This is a genomic window from Photobacterium sp. GJ3, assembly GCF_018199995.1.
Classification (GTDB): Bacteria; Pseudomonadota; Gammaproteobacteria; order Enterobacterales; family Vibrionaceae; genus Photobacterium.
Window position 1 is genome coordinate 2,273,559 of sequence record NZ_CP073578.1, and the last position, 16,415, is coordinate 2,289,973.

The following is a 16,415-nucleotide window of genomic DNA, read 5'->3' on the forward strand; positions in this document are numbered from 1 at the left end:
GCTAAAGTTGCTCCCTCAACCCAAGATTTCATTTAATCTGCGATTTTCGCCCAGGAATCACGCAGACCAACAGTACGGTTAAATACCAAGTGGTTCGCGACAGAATCTTTGTTATCCGCACAGAAATAACCCATCCGTTCAAACTGGAATGCTTGCTCAGGCGCTGCATTCGCCAAACTTGGCTCAACAAAACCTTGCATCACAACCAGTGAATCAGGGTTGATCGTGGCAGCAAAATCATCTGCAGCACCCGGGTTTGGCACCGTAAACAAACGATCGTACAAACGGATTTCAGCAGGTAATGCTTGCTCCGCAGACACCCAGTGAATCACGCCTTTCACTTTTCGGCCATCTGCTGGGTTTTTACCCAGTGTTTCCGGATCGTACGTACAGAAAATCGTGGTGATATTGCCCTCAGCGTCTTTCTCGACACGTTCAGCTTGAATCACATAAGCACCACGCAAGCGAACTTCCTTGCCCAGCACCAAGCGCTTGTACTTCTTGTTCGCTTCTTCGCGGAAATCTTCGCGTTCAATGTACAGCTCGCGGCTGAATGCGACTTCACGCTCACCCATTTCTGGCTTGTTCGGGTGATTCCCGATCGTCAGAATTTCAGTCTCACCGAAGTTCTCAATCACAATCTTTACCGGATCCAGCACTGCCATGGCACGTGGCGCATGTTCATTGAGATCATCACGGATACAAGATTCCAGAGAACTCATTTCGATGGTGTTATCCTGTTTGGTCACACCAATACGCTTACAGAATTCACGGATTGAGCCTGGCGTAAAACCACGACGGCGCAGACCAGAAATCGTTGGCATACGTGGGTCATCCCAGCCGGAGACCAGCTTCTCTGTGACCAATTGGTTCAGTTTTCGCTTGGACATCACCGTGTATTCAAGATTCAGACGGCTGAACTCGTACTGACGTGGACGGCTTTCAATTGAAATGTTATCCAGCACCCAATCGTACAAACGACGGTTATCCTGGAATTCCAGCGTACACAGCGAGTGTGTGATGTTCTCCAGCGCATCAGAAATGCAATGCGTAAAGTCATACATCGGATAGATACACCACTTATCGCCTGTCTGATGGTGCGTCGCAAAGCGAACGCGATACAGCACAGGATCTCGCATCACCATGAACGGAGAAGCCATATCGATTTTAGCGCGAAGCGACATTTTGCCTTCTTCAACTTCGCCGTTTTTCATTTTCTCGAACAGCGCCAGATTTTCTTCCACCGGGCGATCGCGGTAAGGACTTGGCTTCCCTGACTCAGTTAGCGTACCACGATACGCACGCATCTCTTCCGGTGTCAGTTCATCAACATAGGCCAGACCTTTGTTGATCAGTTCAATCGCATACGCATGCAGCTGATCGAAGTAGTTAGATGAGTAACAAATCTCACCGCTCCACTCAAAGCCCAGCCAGTTCACGTCGTTCTTGATCGACTCTACGTATTCGATGTCTTCTTTTTCCGGGTTTGTGTCATCAAAACGCAGGTTGCATTGTCCCTGGTAATCCTGAGCAATACCAAAGTTCAGACAAATAGATTTTGCGTGACCGATATGCAGGTAGCCATTCGGTTCAGGCGGAAAACGTGTGTGGACGCTGGTATGCTGACCACTGGCTAAATCCGCATCAATGATTTGGCGGATAAAATTGCTTGGACGAGCTTCGGATTCACTCATCAATAACACCTCGTGTGCGAACAGGATCTTCAAACCTGTAATGATCCACAAATACGGCTCATGACTCAACAATTAGTGTGCATTGATTCATGATCAGGATGAAAAAAAACCGGCCCAATTGGGCCGGCTTCACTTTTCTTGATGTTTTCGCTCAGATGCGCTGTCTTTTACGGCAGTTTGACTGCTGACAGGTCTTCTGACGCAGGGATTTTTTTCATCTCACCTGCAACAATTTCTGCCAGTGGACCCAGGATAACCTGCAGGTTATTGGAGCCCAGTTTGACCACACCCATCGCACCCAGTGCTTTCAGTGTTTTCTCATCAGCCAGGCTGCTGTCTTTCAGTGTCAGACGCAGACGCGTGATACAGGCATCAATGTTTTCCAGGTTACCGTGGCCACCTAGTGCTTTCAGGTATTGTTTCGCCAGTTCACCCGTTTCCTGAGAACCAGAAGTCGCTACTTCCTCAGTATCAGCATCTTCACGGCCTGGTGTTTTCAGGTTGAAAATACGAATCGCTGCACTGAATGTGACGAAGTACAGGAAGAAGAAGCCAATACCAATCAGAAGCAGTACGAATGGTTTCGTTGCCAGACCCCAGTTCAATGCGAAGTCAATCAGACCAGCAGAGAATGTAAAGCCATGCAGTGTGCCAAACATATTGGCGATAACCAGAGAAATGCCTGTGAATACCGCATGTAGCGCATACAGTGCAGGCGCCAGGAACACGAACATGAACTCTAATGGCTCAGTGATACCGGTCAGGAACGAACAGAAAGCAACTGAACCCAGAGCACCCATCACCTGGCTGCGTTTTTCTTTCGGAGCAGCCATGATCATCGCCAATGCTGCACCTGGCAAACCCCACATCATGATTGGGAAGAAACCATTCATGAATACACCCGCAGATTTATCGCCAGCGAAGAATCGGTTCAGGTCACCCGTGTTAACTGTGTCAGTGATACTCTTCACAACCGCAGTGACTTCTGGGGTTACAGCGTTCTTGAATTCAAATACATGTGATTGGCCCACAACTAACTGTTTCGCCAGTGCAGGATCGACACACAGTTGAGTCGCGCCATTCAGAAGAGCAACAGGTTCAACGTTAATCACCTGGCAGCTGCCCATACCAAACCAGAAGTATGAGTTCAGGACATGGTGCAGACCAACAGGGATCAGACCACGGTTCAGCACACCGTAAATGAACTGACCAATGGCACCCGAGCTAGAAACTGCATGTGCTAACGCATCCAGACCTGATTGAATATGAGGCCATACAACACCAGCGACTGCACCCAAAGCAAGTGCAAACAAGCCAGACATGATAGGAACTAAACGTTTCCCGGCAAAGAAGCCCAGCCAAGGTGGCAGCGTCGTTGTGTAGAAACGATTATAAGAGTGGCCAGCAATGATACCGGCAATAATGCCGCCGAAGAACGACATATTAATGGATGGGTCAATCGTTTTTGCAGAAATATCCAGCACAAAATATGCAACAGCACCAGCTAATCCTGCGGCACCTGCACCATCCTTGGATAAACCAATCGCAATACCGATACCGAACAATAAAGGCAACTGGCCGAAAATCGCGCCGCCGGCTTGTGCCATAAATGGAATATCGAATACGTCAGCCTGACCTAGTCGAAGTAGCAGACCTGCCACCGGCAGAACCGCTATGGGAAGCATTAATGCTTTACCCAGTTTTTGCATATATCCAAGAATATTCACCCTTAGTTCCCCCTATGGTTTTCTTAGATGCAGATGAGATAACTTATTTTAGCTACCCGATTAAGTATGTTGCAGTTTATGCCTTTAATTTCGCCCCGCAAATTAAAACGTTATCATTTGTGATCCTAATCACCAGCATCTGGCGGGTACGAACGATTTTGCTAGCTCGGTCATAAAACTTATTTTATTATTCGAAAAAAAGGCGAGATGCCGCTAAAATCCCCAAGTATTCTTTTCAAGCAATGAGGTGTTACCGTGAGACTTATCCCACTGAACAACGCGCCAGAAGTTGGTTTGTGGTCAGCACGTTATATTGTTGATCGTATTAACAAATTTCAACCTACGGCTGACCGTCCTTTTGTATTGGGTCTACCTACCGGTGGTACACCTCTGACAACCTACAAGCGCCTGATCGAGCTTTATAAAGCAGGCGAAGTAAGTTTTAAGCATGTGGTCACATTCAACATGGATGAATACGTGGGTTTACCAGCAGATCATCCTGAATCATACCGTAGCTTCATGTATACAAACTTCTTTAATCACATTGATATTCAAGAAGAAAACATCAACCTTCTGAACGGTAACACAGATGACCATCAGGCCGAGTGTCAGCGTTATGAAGAGAAGATTAAATCTTACGGCAAAATCCATCTGTTTATGGGCGGTGTTGGGAACGATGGTCATATTGCATTCAATGAACCGGCCTCTTCTCTGGCGTCTCGCACCCGGATTAAAACACTGACCGAAGACACCCGTATTGCAAACTCGCGCTTCTTTGATGGCGATATCTCTCAGGTGCCTAAGTACGCACTTACTATTGGTGTCGGCACACTGCTTGATGCTCAGGAAGTGATGATTCTCGTGACGGGTCACAATAAAGCCCAGGCACTGGAAGCGGCCGTTGAAGGTTGTGTCAACCATCTCTGGACAGTTTCAGCACTGCAACTGCACCCCAAGTCTTTGATTGTCTGTGATGAACCAGCCACACAAGAGCTGAAAGTGAAAACCGTTCGCTACTTCCAGGAACTGGAAGCGGAAAACATTAAGCACCTTTAATTGATAGGAAGTGTTCATGTACGCGCTGACCAACTGCCGCATTTTTACAGGTAGCGATGTGCTGAATAACCACGCTGTTATTATTGACGGAGTGAACATTCACGCTGTATGTCCTGTCGCAGAGCTACCTGCGGATATTCCGACACAGGACTTAGACGGAGCCAATTTATCTCCGGGATTTATTGACCTACAGTTAAATGGTTGTGGTGGAGTGATGTTCAATGATGAAATCACCGCAGACACCATCCATACCATGCATTTAGCAAACCTTAAATCAGGTTGTACCAGTTTTCTTCCGACGTTGATCACCTCATCCGATGAAGACATGAAGGCTGCGATTCGTGCTGCCCGCGAGTATGAGGCGAGCTATCAGAATCATTCACTGGGTTTACACCTTGAAGGGCCTTACCTGAATGTGATGAAAAAAGGGATTCATAGCGTTGATCATATCCGCCGTTCCGACGATGACATGATCAATGTCCTGTGTGACAACGCCGACATCATCACCAAAGTCACGCTGGCGCCAGAACAAACACCGGAAGCGCATATCGAACAACTCGCTCAGGCGGGGATTGTGGTTTCCGCAGGTCATACCAACGCAACTTACGTCGAGGCCCGAAAAGGATTCGCAGCAGGTATTACCTTCGCAACCCATTTATTCAACGCCATGACGCCCATTGCTGGCCGTGAGCCTGGCATGGTTGGCGCCATCTATGATACGCCTGACGTGTATACAGGTATCATTGCCGATGGCTTCCATGTAGACTACGCCAACATTCGCATAGCCCACAGAATTAAAAGAGAAAAACTGGTTCTGGTGACAGATGCAACAGCACCTGCAGGAGCAGACATAGATCACTTTATTTTTGTTGGTAAGAAAGTATATTACCGCGATGGTAAGTGTGTTGATGAAAATGGCACACTTGGTGGTTCAGCCCTGACCATGATTGAAGCGGTTCAGAACAGTGTTGAACATGTAGGTATCGCCCTGGACGAAGCGATTCGTATGGCTACCCTGTATCCTGCCCGTGCGATTGGCAAGGACGATAAACTGGGTGCTATCAAAAAAGGCCTGGTGGCTAACCTGGCTGCCTTTGATCGTGATTTCCGTGTCAGGGCGACAGTGGTTAACGGAAAATACGAGCAAACTTAACTATGAATGGCGGACAAATCGGTAATGTCGACCTGGTCAAACAGCTAAACAGTGCAGCTGTTTACAGGCTCATTGACTTGCAAGGCCCTATCTCACGAATTCAAGTGGCTGATGTCAGTCAATTAGCACCGGCCAGTGTGACCAAGATTACCCGCCAATTGCTTGAGCGCGGCCTCATCAAAGAGGTCGCCCAGCAAGCCTCAACTGGTGGCCGACGTGCCATCTCGCTCACCACAGAAGCAGCCCCTTTCCACTCTGTCGCGATCCGACTAGGCCGGGATTACATTGAACTGACCTTGTACGATTTAAGCGGGAAAAGCCTTGCCGGCACAGCACACCCCTTCCCTTACGCGAATCAACAAGAACTCATTGATGGTCTTTTAGAGCATATCCGACAGTTTATTGCTGCGAACCAATCAACCCTCAAAGAACTGATTGCGTTTGGCATCACACTGCCAGGTTTGATTGATCCGGAAAATGGCATCGTTGAATACATGCCGAATATTTCGGTCGAATCACTGGCTCTGGCTGATATCATCTCAGACAAATACGGCGTGTCCTGCTTTGTCGGGAATGATATTCGTGGACTGGCATTGGCAGAGCATTATTTCGGGGCCAGCCAGGATTGCCGGGATTCAATTCTGGTGAGTGTTCATCGCGGTACAGGTGCAGGCATCATTGTCAACGGGCAAGTCTTTCTGGGCTATAACCGCAACGTTGGGGAAATCGGCCATATTCAAATTGACCCGTTGGGTGATAAGTGCCAATGCGGCAATTTTGGCTGTCTGGAAACCGTGGCCGCTGATCCGGCGATTATTCGTCATGTCAAAGCGCTACTCGAACAAGGCTATCCAAGCAGTTTGCAAAAGCTGGAAGATGTCACCATGCCCGCCATTTGTGAAGCTGCCAACCAAGGTGATGAGCTCGCAACTCAGGCGCTGGTCAAGGTTGGGAATCAACTCGGCAAAGCACTGGCGATGACCATTAACCTGTTCAATCCGCAGAAAATTGTTGTCGCAGGGAATATTACACTCGCGAAAAACATTGTTTTTCCTGCGATTCGCCGTTGTGTCGAAACTCAGTCGCTCTCGACTTTCCATCAGTCTTTACCAATCGTGGAATCTCAGTTGTATACACAACCGACCATTGGCGCATTTTCGATGATCAAACGAGCCATGCTCAATGGCGTATTGCTACAGCGGTTGCTGGAAGACTAATGCTGTAACATTTAGAAAACCATAATTGTTGTAAGGGCTGTCTTTTTCAGGCATGCCCTATGATATATTCGGCCAAACTGATGCAACCAATTGAAATGGTTCCATTTACATGGCCCTGGATACATATCGATTATGGATTTAATTTTTATTATTGCTGCTTTTTTAGCAGGTTACCTGGCACTCAGAAGTAAACTGCCACCACTTGTCGGCTTTTTGCTGGCTGGGTTTATTCTGAATTCATTTGGCTACACATCTACACCGACCATCACAGCGCTCGCTGATCTCGGTGTCACCATTCTCCTGTTCTGTATCGGCCTGAAGCTTGATGTAAAAACCCTGCTCCAAAAAGAAGTCTGGGCTGGTGCGACGATCCATAACATTTTGACGACCTCTGTTTTCACCTTCGCATTATTTGGCCTCAAAGAGCTTGGGCTTGGGATTCTCAACGATCTTGAACTCGCGCAACTGGCACTCTTAGGCTTTGCACTATCCTTCTCCAGTACCGTCTTTGCGATTAAAGCATTACAGGACAAAGGGGAGCTGAACGCGACTTATGGCACCATCGCGATTGGTATTCTGGTGATGCAGGATATCTTCGCCGTGGTTTTTCTCACCGCATCAACAGGAAAACTACCAGAAATTACTGCTCTGGCCTTATTTGCACTCCCGTTGCTTCGTCCCTCTCTGTTCCGAATTCTGGACAAAGCAGGTCACGGAGAAATGTTGGTTCTGTATGGCATCTTCCTGGCACTGGTTGCTGGTGCCGGTTTGTTCAGTTTCGTAGGAATGAAACCTGACTTGGGGGCGCTGATTCTGGGTATGATGCTGGCTGCGCACCCTAAATCTTCCGAGCTATCAAAATCGCTCTTTAATCTGAAAGAGTTGCTGCTGGTCTTCTTTTTCCTCAATATCGGCCTTGCTGAACCCCCGACCTGGGACGGATTCCTGCTGGCATTGCTTCTGCTCTTCTTGCTGCCACTCAAAGGATTACTGTATTACCTGGTCTTCCACCATTTCCATTTTCGTGTCCGGACATCACTGCTTGGCACACTCACCCTGTTTAACTACAGTGAGTTCGGCCTGATTGTCGCAGGCGTCGCCTACAATCTGGGCTGGTTACCCGGAGATTTTCTGGTCGCTCTCGCGATTGCGGTGTCACTCTCATTCCTCTTATCTGCGCCGCTCAACAGCTTGAGCCACCGGATTTATCTGGAAAGCACCCGATGGCTGAAAGAATTTGAGCCAGAAAAACTAAATGCCAGTGATCGCTTAATCGATCTCGGGCAGAAAAAAATCCTGATTCTAGGGATGGGTCGGATCGGCACCGGTGCTTACGAAGAGATGGTTCGCCGCTTCGGCGCACAAGTCGTTGGCATCGAGAACCGGGAAGAGTCCGTCACCTGGCATGTGAGCGAAGGCCGAAACGTTATTTTGGGCGATGCAACGGACCCCGATTTCTGGGCACGCGTGATTTCACAGCATCACACCCGCTTGATTCTTTTAGCCATGCCACACAGCCAGGCGAACGCGTTTGCTTTAGAGCAAATTCGCCAATTGGGCTACAAAGGCAAAATCGCCGCCATTGCCCGCTATGAAGATGAAGAAGCAGCCCTGCTTGAACTGGGTGTGGATGCTGCATTTAACATCTATCGTGAAGCCGGTAACGGATTTGCCCGTCATGTATGCGAATCCGTGAGTGCCGATATCAAACCCTTCTGATTCACTTGAATCCGGTTCAGAACCCCGAGCGGCCATCCTGTGACCGTTCGGGGCGTTCGGAAATCCGCGCAAAAAACACCCCAACACTAGAAAAAATTCACCACATCCAACAAAATCCGAATACTATTCACTAAAGGTGAGTTTTTTACATTGAATGGGGGTTTTTGGTTGCTTTTATTTGTTGAATACGCAATTTTAACAAACAGAACGAAACAAAAGCTGAGGGATAACAAAAATACCTCAATGACATCAGGCTTTGTTTCTCCAGAGTTTAACCAAGTGTTGGAGTAGTCAGTATGTGCTCAGTATTCGGGATTTTAGATATCAAAAGTGACCCAGCCGCCCTGCGTGAAACGGCGCTGGCCATGTCAAAGAAAATGCGCCACCGTGGACCAGACTGGTCGGGCATTTATTCGTCAGACAAAGCGATTCTGGCACACGAGCGTTTAGCCATTGTCGATTTGAACAGTGGTGAGCAACCGCTGTTCAACACAGAAAAGACACACATTCTGGCTGTGAACGGTGAAATCTATAACCACAAAGATCTGCGTGCTGAGCTGGCCACAGATTACCCGTTCCAAACCGAATCTGACTGCGAGATCATTCTGGCGCTCTATCAAGAAAAGGGACCGGAGCTGCTGGATTATCTCAACGGTATCTTTGGTTTCATTCTGTATGATGAGGCGGAAGATGCTTACCTGATCGGCCGTGACCACATCGGTATTATCCCGCTCTACCACGGTCACGATGAGCACGGCAACTACTATGTTGCGTCTGAAATGAAAGCTCTGGTGCCTGTCTGTAAAACCATCAGTGAATTCCCTCCGGGTCATTACCTGTGGTGTAAACAGGGTGAACCTGCTCAGGCACCTGTTCGTTACTATAAGCGTGACTGGATGGCTTATGATGCCGTTCAGGATGCGGAAACAAACAAAGAAAAACTGAAAGCTGCACTGGAAGGTGCCGTGAAGCGTCAATTGATGACCGACGTCCCTTATGGTGTTCTGTTGTCTGGTGGCCTGGATTCCTCTGTGATTTCAGCAATTACCAAGCAGTTTGCATCACGCCGTATTGAAGACAATGAACAGTCTGACGCCTGGTGGCCGACGCTGCACTCATTCGCCATTGGCCTGGAAGGCGCACCGGATCTGAAAGCAGCCAAGAAAGTTGCGGACCATATCGGCACCGTCCACCACGAACTGACTTATACCGTTCAGGAAGGTCTGGACGCGATCCGTGACGTGATTTACCACATTGAAACTTATGATGTCACCACGATTCGCGCCTCGACACCGATGTACCTGATGTCACGTAAGATTCGTGCGATGGGCATCAAGATGGTCTTATCCGGTGAAGGTGCAGACGAAGTGTTCGGTGGTTATCTGTACTTCCATAAAGCACCAAACGCACAGGAGTTCCACGAAGAAACCGTTCGTAAGCTGCTGGCGCTGAACATGTTTGACTGTGCCCGTGCCAACAAATCCATGGCTGCCTGGGGCATTGAAGCCCGGGTTCCTTTCCTGGATAAAGAATTCCTGGAAGTGGCGATGAGCATCAACCCGCAGGACAAAATGTGCGGCAACGGCAAAATGGAAAAACACATCATTCGCGAATGTTTTGGTGATTTGTTACCGGAGTCTGTGGCATGGCGTCAGAAAGAGCAGTTCTCTGATGGTGTGGGCTACAACTGGATTGACACATTAAAAGAAGTGGCTGCCGCGAAGGTTTCTGATCAGCAACTGGAAACGGCACGCTTCCGCTTCCCGTACAACACGCCGACAACCAAAGAAGCCTATGTGTACCGCGAGATTTTTGAAGAGCTGTTCCCACTGGAAGATGCTGCGAAATGTGTGCCGGGTGGACCTTCCATCGCGTGTTCTTCTGCCAAAGCAATTGAATGGGATGAGAGCTTCAAGAACAGTGCAGACCCTTCAGGTCGTGCCGTGGCTGCCGTCCATAACGAAGCCTATCAGAAGGCTTAAACCGAGCGTTACTCCATCCAAGAGCGCGTCCGCCTTTGCCTGCTTTATCTCCGCTTGCAAAGGCACATTACAGGGGCCAGGAAGGCCCCTTTTCCTTTTCATATCCTGAAGAAAAACACACCGTTTCTCCCGAAACCAGCACCCTGCTCCATCTCTGAATGACAGACTTGATAAAATGCAGGCCATAAAAAAGGAGCCCTGAGGCTCCTTTTCTGATAGCACTTGCAAACAAAATTAAACGTCGTAAGTGGTTGATGCAGTGTCGCCGCCAGTACCAGTCCAGTTGGTGTGGAAGTACTGACCACGTGGCTGATCCAGACGCTCATAAGTGTGCGCACCAAAGTAGTCACGTTGTGCCTGAATCATGTTTGCAGGCAGACGTGCAGTGGTATAGCCATCCAGGAACGTCAGCGCTGAAGTCAGGCACGGCATTGGCAGACCAATTTCCAGTGACTTCGCAGCCACTTTACGCCATGACTTCATCGCGTTGTCCAGAATCGCTTTGAAGTATGGGTCTGAGCCCAGGAAGGCCAGCGATGAATCCGTTTCGAATGCATCCCGGATATTCCCCAGGAACGCAGAACGGATGATACAGCCGCCACGCCACATCAGGGCAACGTTACCGTAGTTCAAGTTCCAGCCATTGTCGTCAGAAGCCTGACGCATCAGCATAAAGCCTTGTGCGTAAGAAATAATTTTTGATGCCAGCAGTGCCTGACGCACCGCTTCCAGCCATTCTGCTTTGTCGCCTGCCACGGTTCCCACAGTTTTGCCGAACAGCTTCTCTGCGTCTTCACGCTGACCTTTCAGCGAAGACAGGCAACGTGCAAACACAGATTCAGTGATCAGTGTCAGTGGAATCCCCATGTCCAGGGCATTGATGCCTGTCCACTTACCGGTCCCTTTCTGGCCCGCAGAATCCAGGATTTTCTCGACCAGCGGCTCGCCGTCTTCGTCACGATAAGCCAGAATATCTGCTGTAATTTCAATCAGGTAGCTATTCAGCTCGGTCTCGTTCCAGTCACGGAACGCTTGCTCCATTTCCTCGTGCGTCATGCCAAGGCCTGTCTTCATGAAGTGATACGCTTCACTGATCAGCTGCATGTCGCCGTATTCGATACCGTTGTGAACCATTTTCACGAAGTGACCGGCACCCGATTCACCAACCCAGTCACAACAAGGCTCGCCCTGCTCTGTCTTGGCTGCAATCGCCTGGAAGATTGGCTTCACGAATGGCCATGCTTCAGAATCGCCGCCAGGCATGATGGAAGGCCCGAAACGTGCGCCTTCTTCACCGCCGGAAACACCCGCACCGATAAAGCGCAGGCCTTTCTCTTTCAGGTAAGCCACACGACGGATTGAATCCGGGTAGTTCGAGTTTCCGCCATCAATAATGATGTCGCCTTTATCCAGCAGTGGGATCAGCTGCTCGATAAAGCTGTCCACCACATCACCGGCACGCACCATCAGCATAATTTTGCGAGGTGCTTCCAGCTTGTCCACCAGCTCTTGCAGGCTGTATGCGCCTTCAATCTTGGTGCCTTTCGCCGGACCACTCAGAAATTCATCGACTTTGGCAGCTGTACGGTTATGCGCAACGACCTTAAAGCCATGGTCATCCATGTTCAGGATCAGGTTTTGGCCCATCACGGCGAGGCCGATTACACCAATATCACCTTTCATTCTTTTATTCTCCAATCGCTAACTTACTGGCTGCTACTGCATCCAAATACCATTCTGTCTTCCCCTGACGCGCCTGAATTTTGGCGGCTGGGTAAGGCAGGCTATCGGCGGATTGCGTGTGGATTTCTTCCACAATGTCGGTTTTCCCCGCACCGATAACCAAATATGAGATACGTTTCGCGGCTTCCAGCACACGGGCTGATTTACTGACACGCAGCTGACCGCTTTGAGGATGAGGGGCCACAAGGCTCAGGGCCGGCTCATCATAGTTGGTTTGTCCCGGAAACAGTGACGCCGTGTGGCCATCATCGCCCACGCCCAGCAGGATCCAGTCAAACACTGGCAGGCCGTTCTCGGTTGGAATCACAGCCAGCATTTCGTCGGCGAAGCGCTGTGCTTCAGCCTGTGGGTCGTCTTCACCACGGATCCGGTGAATGTTCTCCGCCGGAATCGCAACATGGTCAAACAACAGTGCTTGCGCACAGCCATAGTTGCTTTCAGCATCATCCGGTGCAACGCAACGCTCGTCGCCCCACCAGAAATGCAGATTATTCCAGTTCACACCTTCCGCATATGGCGTTTTCGCCAGCGCAGAAAAGAGTTGTTTCGGCGTACTGCCACCAGACAGAGACACATGAACCGCTTTGCCCTGCTGGCTGATCGCCATCAGATCATCAGCCAGACTTGTAACAACCTCTTCCGCGCTGTTGTGGATTTTCAGTTCAGTCATCTTACAACTCGCAATATTCAGTATCAGTCAGGTTTGAACACGGGAAACGCCATTGGCGGTCGTCCCGGGCCAGCAGCTCATCGGCTTCTTTCGGTCCCCAGGTACCACAAGCGTAGCCAAACAGCGCATGCGGATCCTGATTAAAAGACAGAATTGGCTGCACGTATCGCCAGCACGCTTCAACCGCGTCACTGCGCGCAAAGAGCGTAGAATCCCCACTCATCGCATCCAGCAGTAAGCGCTCATAAGCCGTCAGAACGTTGCTGTCTTCCAGTTCGTTATAACGGAAATCCATCGCAACTTCCTGCGTGTTGAACCCGGCACCTGGACGTTTCAGGGCGAAGTTCATCAGGATGCCTTCATCTGGCTGGATACGCAGCACCAGCTTATTGTCCGGCGCATCTTTGCCAAAGACAGGATGCGGTGTTTTCTTGAAGTGAATGACCACTTCTGTGACACGGGTTGGCAGACGCTTACCGGTTCGGATGTAAAACGGGACACCATTCCAGCGCCAGTTATTGATAAATGCTTTCAGACCGACATAAGTCTCTGTCCGGGAATCTTCTGCAACGCCAGGCTCTTCGCGATAACCGGCCAGCTCTTTGCCACGCCATTCCGATGCGGTGTACTGACCCAGCACCAGGTTCTTGCGCAGGTCTTCCTCTGACAGCGGTTGCAGGCTGTTCAGAACTTTTGCCACTTCATCGCGCATCGCATTACCATTGATCGCAGAAGGTGGCTCCATCGCGACCATCGCCAGAACCTGCAGCAAATGGTTCTGCAGCATGTCGCGAACGGCGCCTGCGTTATCGTAGTACCCCCCGCGCTCTTCAACGCCCAGAAACTCTGCCGCGGTGATTTCTACCGAATCAATAAAATTGCGGTTCCACAGGGGTTCAAACATCCCGTTGGCAAACCGGAAAACCAGCAGATTCTGGACGGTTTCTTTACCCAGGTAATGGTCGATACGGAAAATCTGATTTTCTCTGAAATGCTGATGCAGCTTTTTGTCCAGCTCCTGAGCGGTTTCCAGATCATAACCAAATGGCTTTTCAATGATCAGTCGCTTCCAGCCGTTGCTTTCATCATTCAGACCATGTGCAGCCAAACTGGCTGGAATCACATCATACAGACTTGGAGGCGTCGCGAGGTAAAAGAGGGTATTTCGAGGGGCAACAGATTGAGCAGCTTTTTCTTCAAGTCGTTGTTGCAGCTTACCATAGTCATCACAATCGAGCGTATTGATGGCCTGATATCCAACATGCTGACAAAATGCCGCCAGTTTCTCAGGGTCCGTCTTCTCCGTTTTCAGTAAAGAAGCCCGAACTTTCTCTCTGTATTCCTCATCACCATGAGCCGTTCGGCTGACGCCGAGGATAGAGAAATCAGATGGTAACATCTGATTGACATACAGATGATACAGCGCTGGGATAAGCTTGCGATAGGTTAGATCGCCAGAGGCACCAAAAATAACGATATCGCTGTTTTCAGGTATGACCATGTTCTTTTTCTTTCCCTACAGGTGTACAGGTTTGACGGGGCTTTAAGTCCGGCAAAGCATAACATTCAGAACGACAGTGTGCTGATGTCCTGACCTCTTAATTTAATAGCTACAGCCTATTAAACATGGGGGTTCGTCAGGATGCCGCACACTATAGCTGTATTTGTCACAAAGTTACATCCCGCCCATTCTACCAACTGACATAAAAACTAAAACACAGCGAATTGATAAAATATCTCACGCCAGCCATTCTGAGCACCTCCTGATCACGGACTGCAATAAAATGTGGCGAGAACATCTCTCAAAAACATTCGAAATACCCCGAAAATGACAAAATTGCCGAACTTACTTTTTTCAGCCCCTGAAAGAGAATCTGAGTTTTTACCCGCCTGTTTTCTGGATTCAGCCTCACAGAAGCAGTCAAAAGTTGCACACTTGCCGCAGTTTTCACAATGTCGTGCTGGTTCCAGTTTCGGGTCGCCCGATTGAAAGTAATTAACAAAACCTATCACACGAAATCGTTTGCCTGGGTCATTTTTCCGGATTCACTCGCGAATTTGATCCTTCTCCCGGTATTAAAGTCACAAAAAAACCGCCAGACTGGCGGTTTTTTACAAGTTTTTTCAGGCCGGGATTAACGCTCCCAGTACGCCTCTTCGAGGCTGTCTTCCCGCTCCGGCAAACCCCGAGACAAACGCGGCGAATGCTGTGCCAGCACTTCATAGCTGACCCGGTTGGAGTACAGGCAAATCTGCGAGAAAGAGGAATACGTCAGAAAATCATAGCTGTGCTTGCTCGACTTCGGCACATTCTCTTTATGATAACGGTTGGCAGCCATATCGTGCAGCAGCGCAGACAGCGCACCATCACCCGCCCCGTTCGTGTTCTTGATCCGCTCCGGCCCACCCATGTACGGGGCAATGTGTGAGTAAACCTTTATTGGGGTTTCACAACCCGCTTTGAGCATTGGACGGCTGAACTCATAACGGTTAAATTCCGGAATCTCACCCGGCAATAATGGCAGGCTTGTAGTTCGTTTGGTGGTTTCTTCCGTATAACCCGCCGTATAAAGACCGACAGGTCCGGCAGTGCACAACACAAAATCAACCCAATCCAGCGCTTTATCTGATGCCATCAGCGGATCAGCATAACCGGTCAGTGCCTCTGCTTCGTCTTCGTTCATCGCCAGCACGGTCACATGGTCACGCAGGAAATCACGCCACCATTGCGGATCATCTGCAATCACAAACTTGGTCCCGAGCGTCAGCACCACAGGCACATCGTATTTTTTCGCATACTCAATTGCGCGCATGGTTGCTTCCGGCATTGGATCACCGTCTTTACAACGCACCAGATAAGCCGTCAGAACCAGAGCAGAAGCACGTTCAAAAATGGATTCCGGAATACTGTTCGGCTCAAGCTGGTTCATACGACCTTCGTTGATCGCAAAAGTACGTTCACCATCCGGTGTAATCAGCGCAAAGCAGCGTCCAATCGGACCTGACACAGGCTGAAGATGGTTCAGATCCATGCGGCTGGAGGTATTCACCAGATAACGGTACGCATAGCTGCCAATCTGAATATCCTGGCTCATGACGCCAAGCAACACAGATTTATCATCCGCCAGCACAGAATAGTTGTGCAGCGTGTTGCCAATCGTGCCACCGGCAAATTCATGACGGATGAGATCATTTTCTTTCAGCTCGCGGTAAAGCTCTTCAGCAGCATCTTCAGCAATGACCAGAGAGTGACCTTTGCTGAGTGCATATCGGCTCAGAAATTCATCATCCACGCAGGCTTCAATATCAACCAGTGTCTGGTCAATCCCAACAACATGGGTGCGCTCAAGAGGCTTGGTGCTGGCCTGAGTCAGAAGCGGATCTCGGGCATGAACAGGAAAGTAGTGTTTTGATTTACGTTGACCAGGAAATTTCATGATATCGCGCTGCCGGG

Annotated in this window: 11 protein-coding genes; 5 read left to right on the forward strand and 6 right to left on the reverse strand. The window is 49.4% G+C overall.

Going from position 1 to position 16,415, the window contains the following annotated elements:
- Positions 1-32: 32 nt before the first annotated feature.
- Positions 33-1,694 (reverse strand): glutamine--tRNA ligase, encoded by a 1,662-nt coding sequence (glnS, locus tag KDD30_RS10260; protein ID WP_211645786.1) that lies wholly within the window; start codon positions 1,692-1,694, stop codon positions 33-35.
- 167 nt (positions 1,695-1,861) lie between these two features.
- The gene (gene nagE, locus KDD30_RS10265) at positions 1,862-3,421 is read right to left on the reverse strand and encodes an N-acetylglucosamine-specific PTS transporter subunit IIBC (RefSeq protein WP_211645787.1); all 1,560 of its coding nucleotides are present in this window, start codon (positions 3,419-3,421) and stop codon (positions 1,862-1,864) included.
- A gap of 255 nt (positions 3,422-3,676) precedes the next feature.
- Between nagE and nagB the strand changes: the two genes are divergently transcribed.
- The 5 genes from nagB (at position 3,677) to asnB (ending at position 10,548) form a co-directional block, all read left to right on the forward strand.
- Positions 3,677-4,477 carry a glucosamine-6-phosphate deaminase gene (gene nagB, locus KDD30_RS10270; RefSeq protein WP_211645788.1) on the forward strand — a complete coding sequence of 267 codons (801 nt, stop codon included), beginning with the start codon at positions 3,677-3,679 and terminating at the stop codon, positions 4,475-4,477.
- A 16-nt stretch (positions 4,478-4,493) separates the two neighbouring features.
- Entirely contained in the window at positions 4,494-5,630 is a 1,137-nt protein-coding gene (nagA, locus tag KDD30_RS10275) for an N-acetylglucosamine-6-phosphate deacetylase (RefSeq protein ID WP_211645789.1), read from the forward strand.
- 2 nt (positions 5,631-5,632) lie between these two features.
- Positions 5,633-6,847, forward strand: a complete 1,215-nt coding sequence (locus KDD30_RS10280; protein ID WP_211645790.1) for an ROK family protein — start codon at positions 5,633-5,635, stop codon at positions 6,845-6,847.
- 132 nt (positions 6,848-6,979) lie between these two features.
- Positions 6,980-8,566: a cation:proton antiporter family protein gene (locus tag KDD30_RS10285; protein WP_211645791.1), complete on the forward strand. Its 1,587-nt coding sequence runs from the start codon at positions 6,980-6,982 to the stop codon at positions 8,564-8,566.
- A gap of 296 nt (positions 8,567-8,862) precedes the next feature.
- Positions 8,863-10,548 (forward strand): asparagine synthase B, encoded by a 1,686-nt coding sequence (gene asnB, locus KDD30_RS10290; RefSeq protein ID WP_211645792.1) that lies wholly within the window; start codon positions 8,863-8,865, stop codon positions 10,546-10,548.
- Between the two features lie 234 nt (positions 10,549-10,782).
- Here asnB and gnd read toward each other — a convergent pair whose 3' ends face one another.
- From gnd to KDD30_RS10310, 4 genes are all read right to left on the reverse strand, one after another.
- Complete coding sequence (gene gnd / locus KDD30_RS10295; protein ID WP_211645793.1) at positions 10,783-12,231, reverse strand: decarboxylating NADP(+)-dependent phosphogluconate dehydrogenase; 1,449 nt, start codon at positions 12,229-12,231, stop codon at positions 10,783-10,785.
- A gap of 4 nt (positions 12,232-12,235) precedes the next feature.
- Positions 12,236-12,961: a 6-phosphogluconolactonase gene (gene pgl, locus KDD30_RS10300; RefSeq protein WP_211645794.1), complete on the reverse strand. Its 726-nt coding sequence runs from the start codon at positions 12,959-12,961 to the stop codon at positions 12,236-12,238.
- Between the two features lies 1 nt (position 12,962).
- Positions 12,963-14,462, reverse strand: a complete 1,500-nt coding sequence (zwf, locus tag KDD30_RS10305) for a glucose-6-phosphate dehydrogenase (RefSeq protein WP_211645795.1) — start codon at positions 14,460-14,462, stop codon at positions 12,963-12,965.
- 634 nt (positions 14,463-15,096) lie between these two features.
- Positions 15,097-16,398, reverse strand: coding sequence for an inosine/guanosine kinase (locus KDD30_RS10310; RefSeq protein ID WP_211645796.1), 1,302 nt, complete (start codon positions 16,396-16,398; stop codon positions 15,097-15,099).
- Between the last annotated feature and the right edge of the window lie 17 nt (positions 16,399-16,415).

Coding starts and splice junctions, on each gene's coding strand:
- glnS (WP_211645786.1), bottom strand. CDS start 1,694: ATGAGTGAATCCGAAGCTCGTCCAAGCAATTTTATCCGCCAAATCATT.
- gnd (WP_211645793.1), bottom strand. CDS start 12,231: ATGAAAGGTGATATTGGTGTAATCGGCCTCGCCGTGATGGGCCAAAAC.
- KDD30_RS10310 (WP_211645796.1), bottom strand. CDS start 16,398: ATGAAATTTCCTGGTCAACGTAAATCAAAACACTACTTTCCTGTTCAT.
- pgl (WP_211645794.1), bottom strand. CDS start 12,961: ATGACTGAACTGAAAATCCACAACAGCGCGGAAGAGGTTGTTACAAGT.
- nagA (WP_211645789.1), top strand. CDS start 4,494: ATGTACGCGCTGACCAACTGCCGCATTTTTACAGGTAGCGATGTGCTG.
- KDD30_RS10280 (WP_211645790.1), top strand. CDS start 5,633: ATGAATGGCGGACAAATCGGTAATGTCGACCTGGTCAAACAGCTAAAC.
- asnB (WP_211645792.1), top strand. CDS start 8,863: ATGTGCTCAGTATTCGGGATTTTAGATATCAAAAGTGACCCAGCCGCC.
- zwf (WP_211645795.1), bottom strand. CDS start 14,462: ATGGTCATACCTGAAAACAGCGATATCGTTATTTTTGGTGCCTCTGGC.
- KDD30_RS10285 (WP_211645791.1), top strand. CDS start 6,980: ATGGATTTAATTTTTATTATTGCTGCTTTTTTAGCAGGTTACCTGGCA.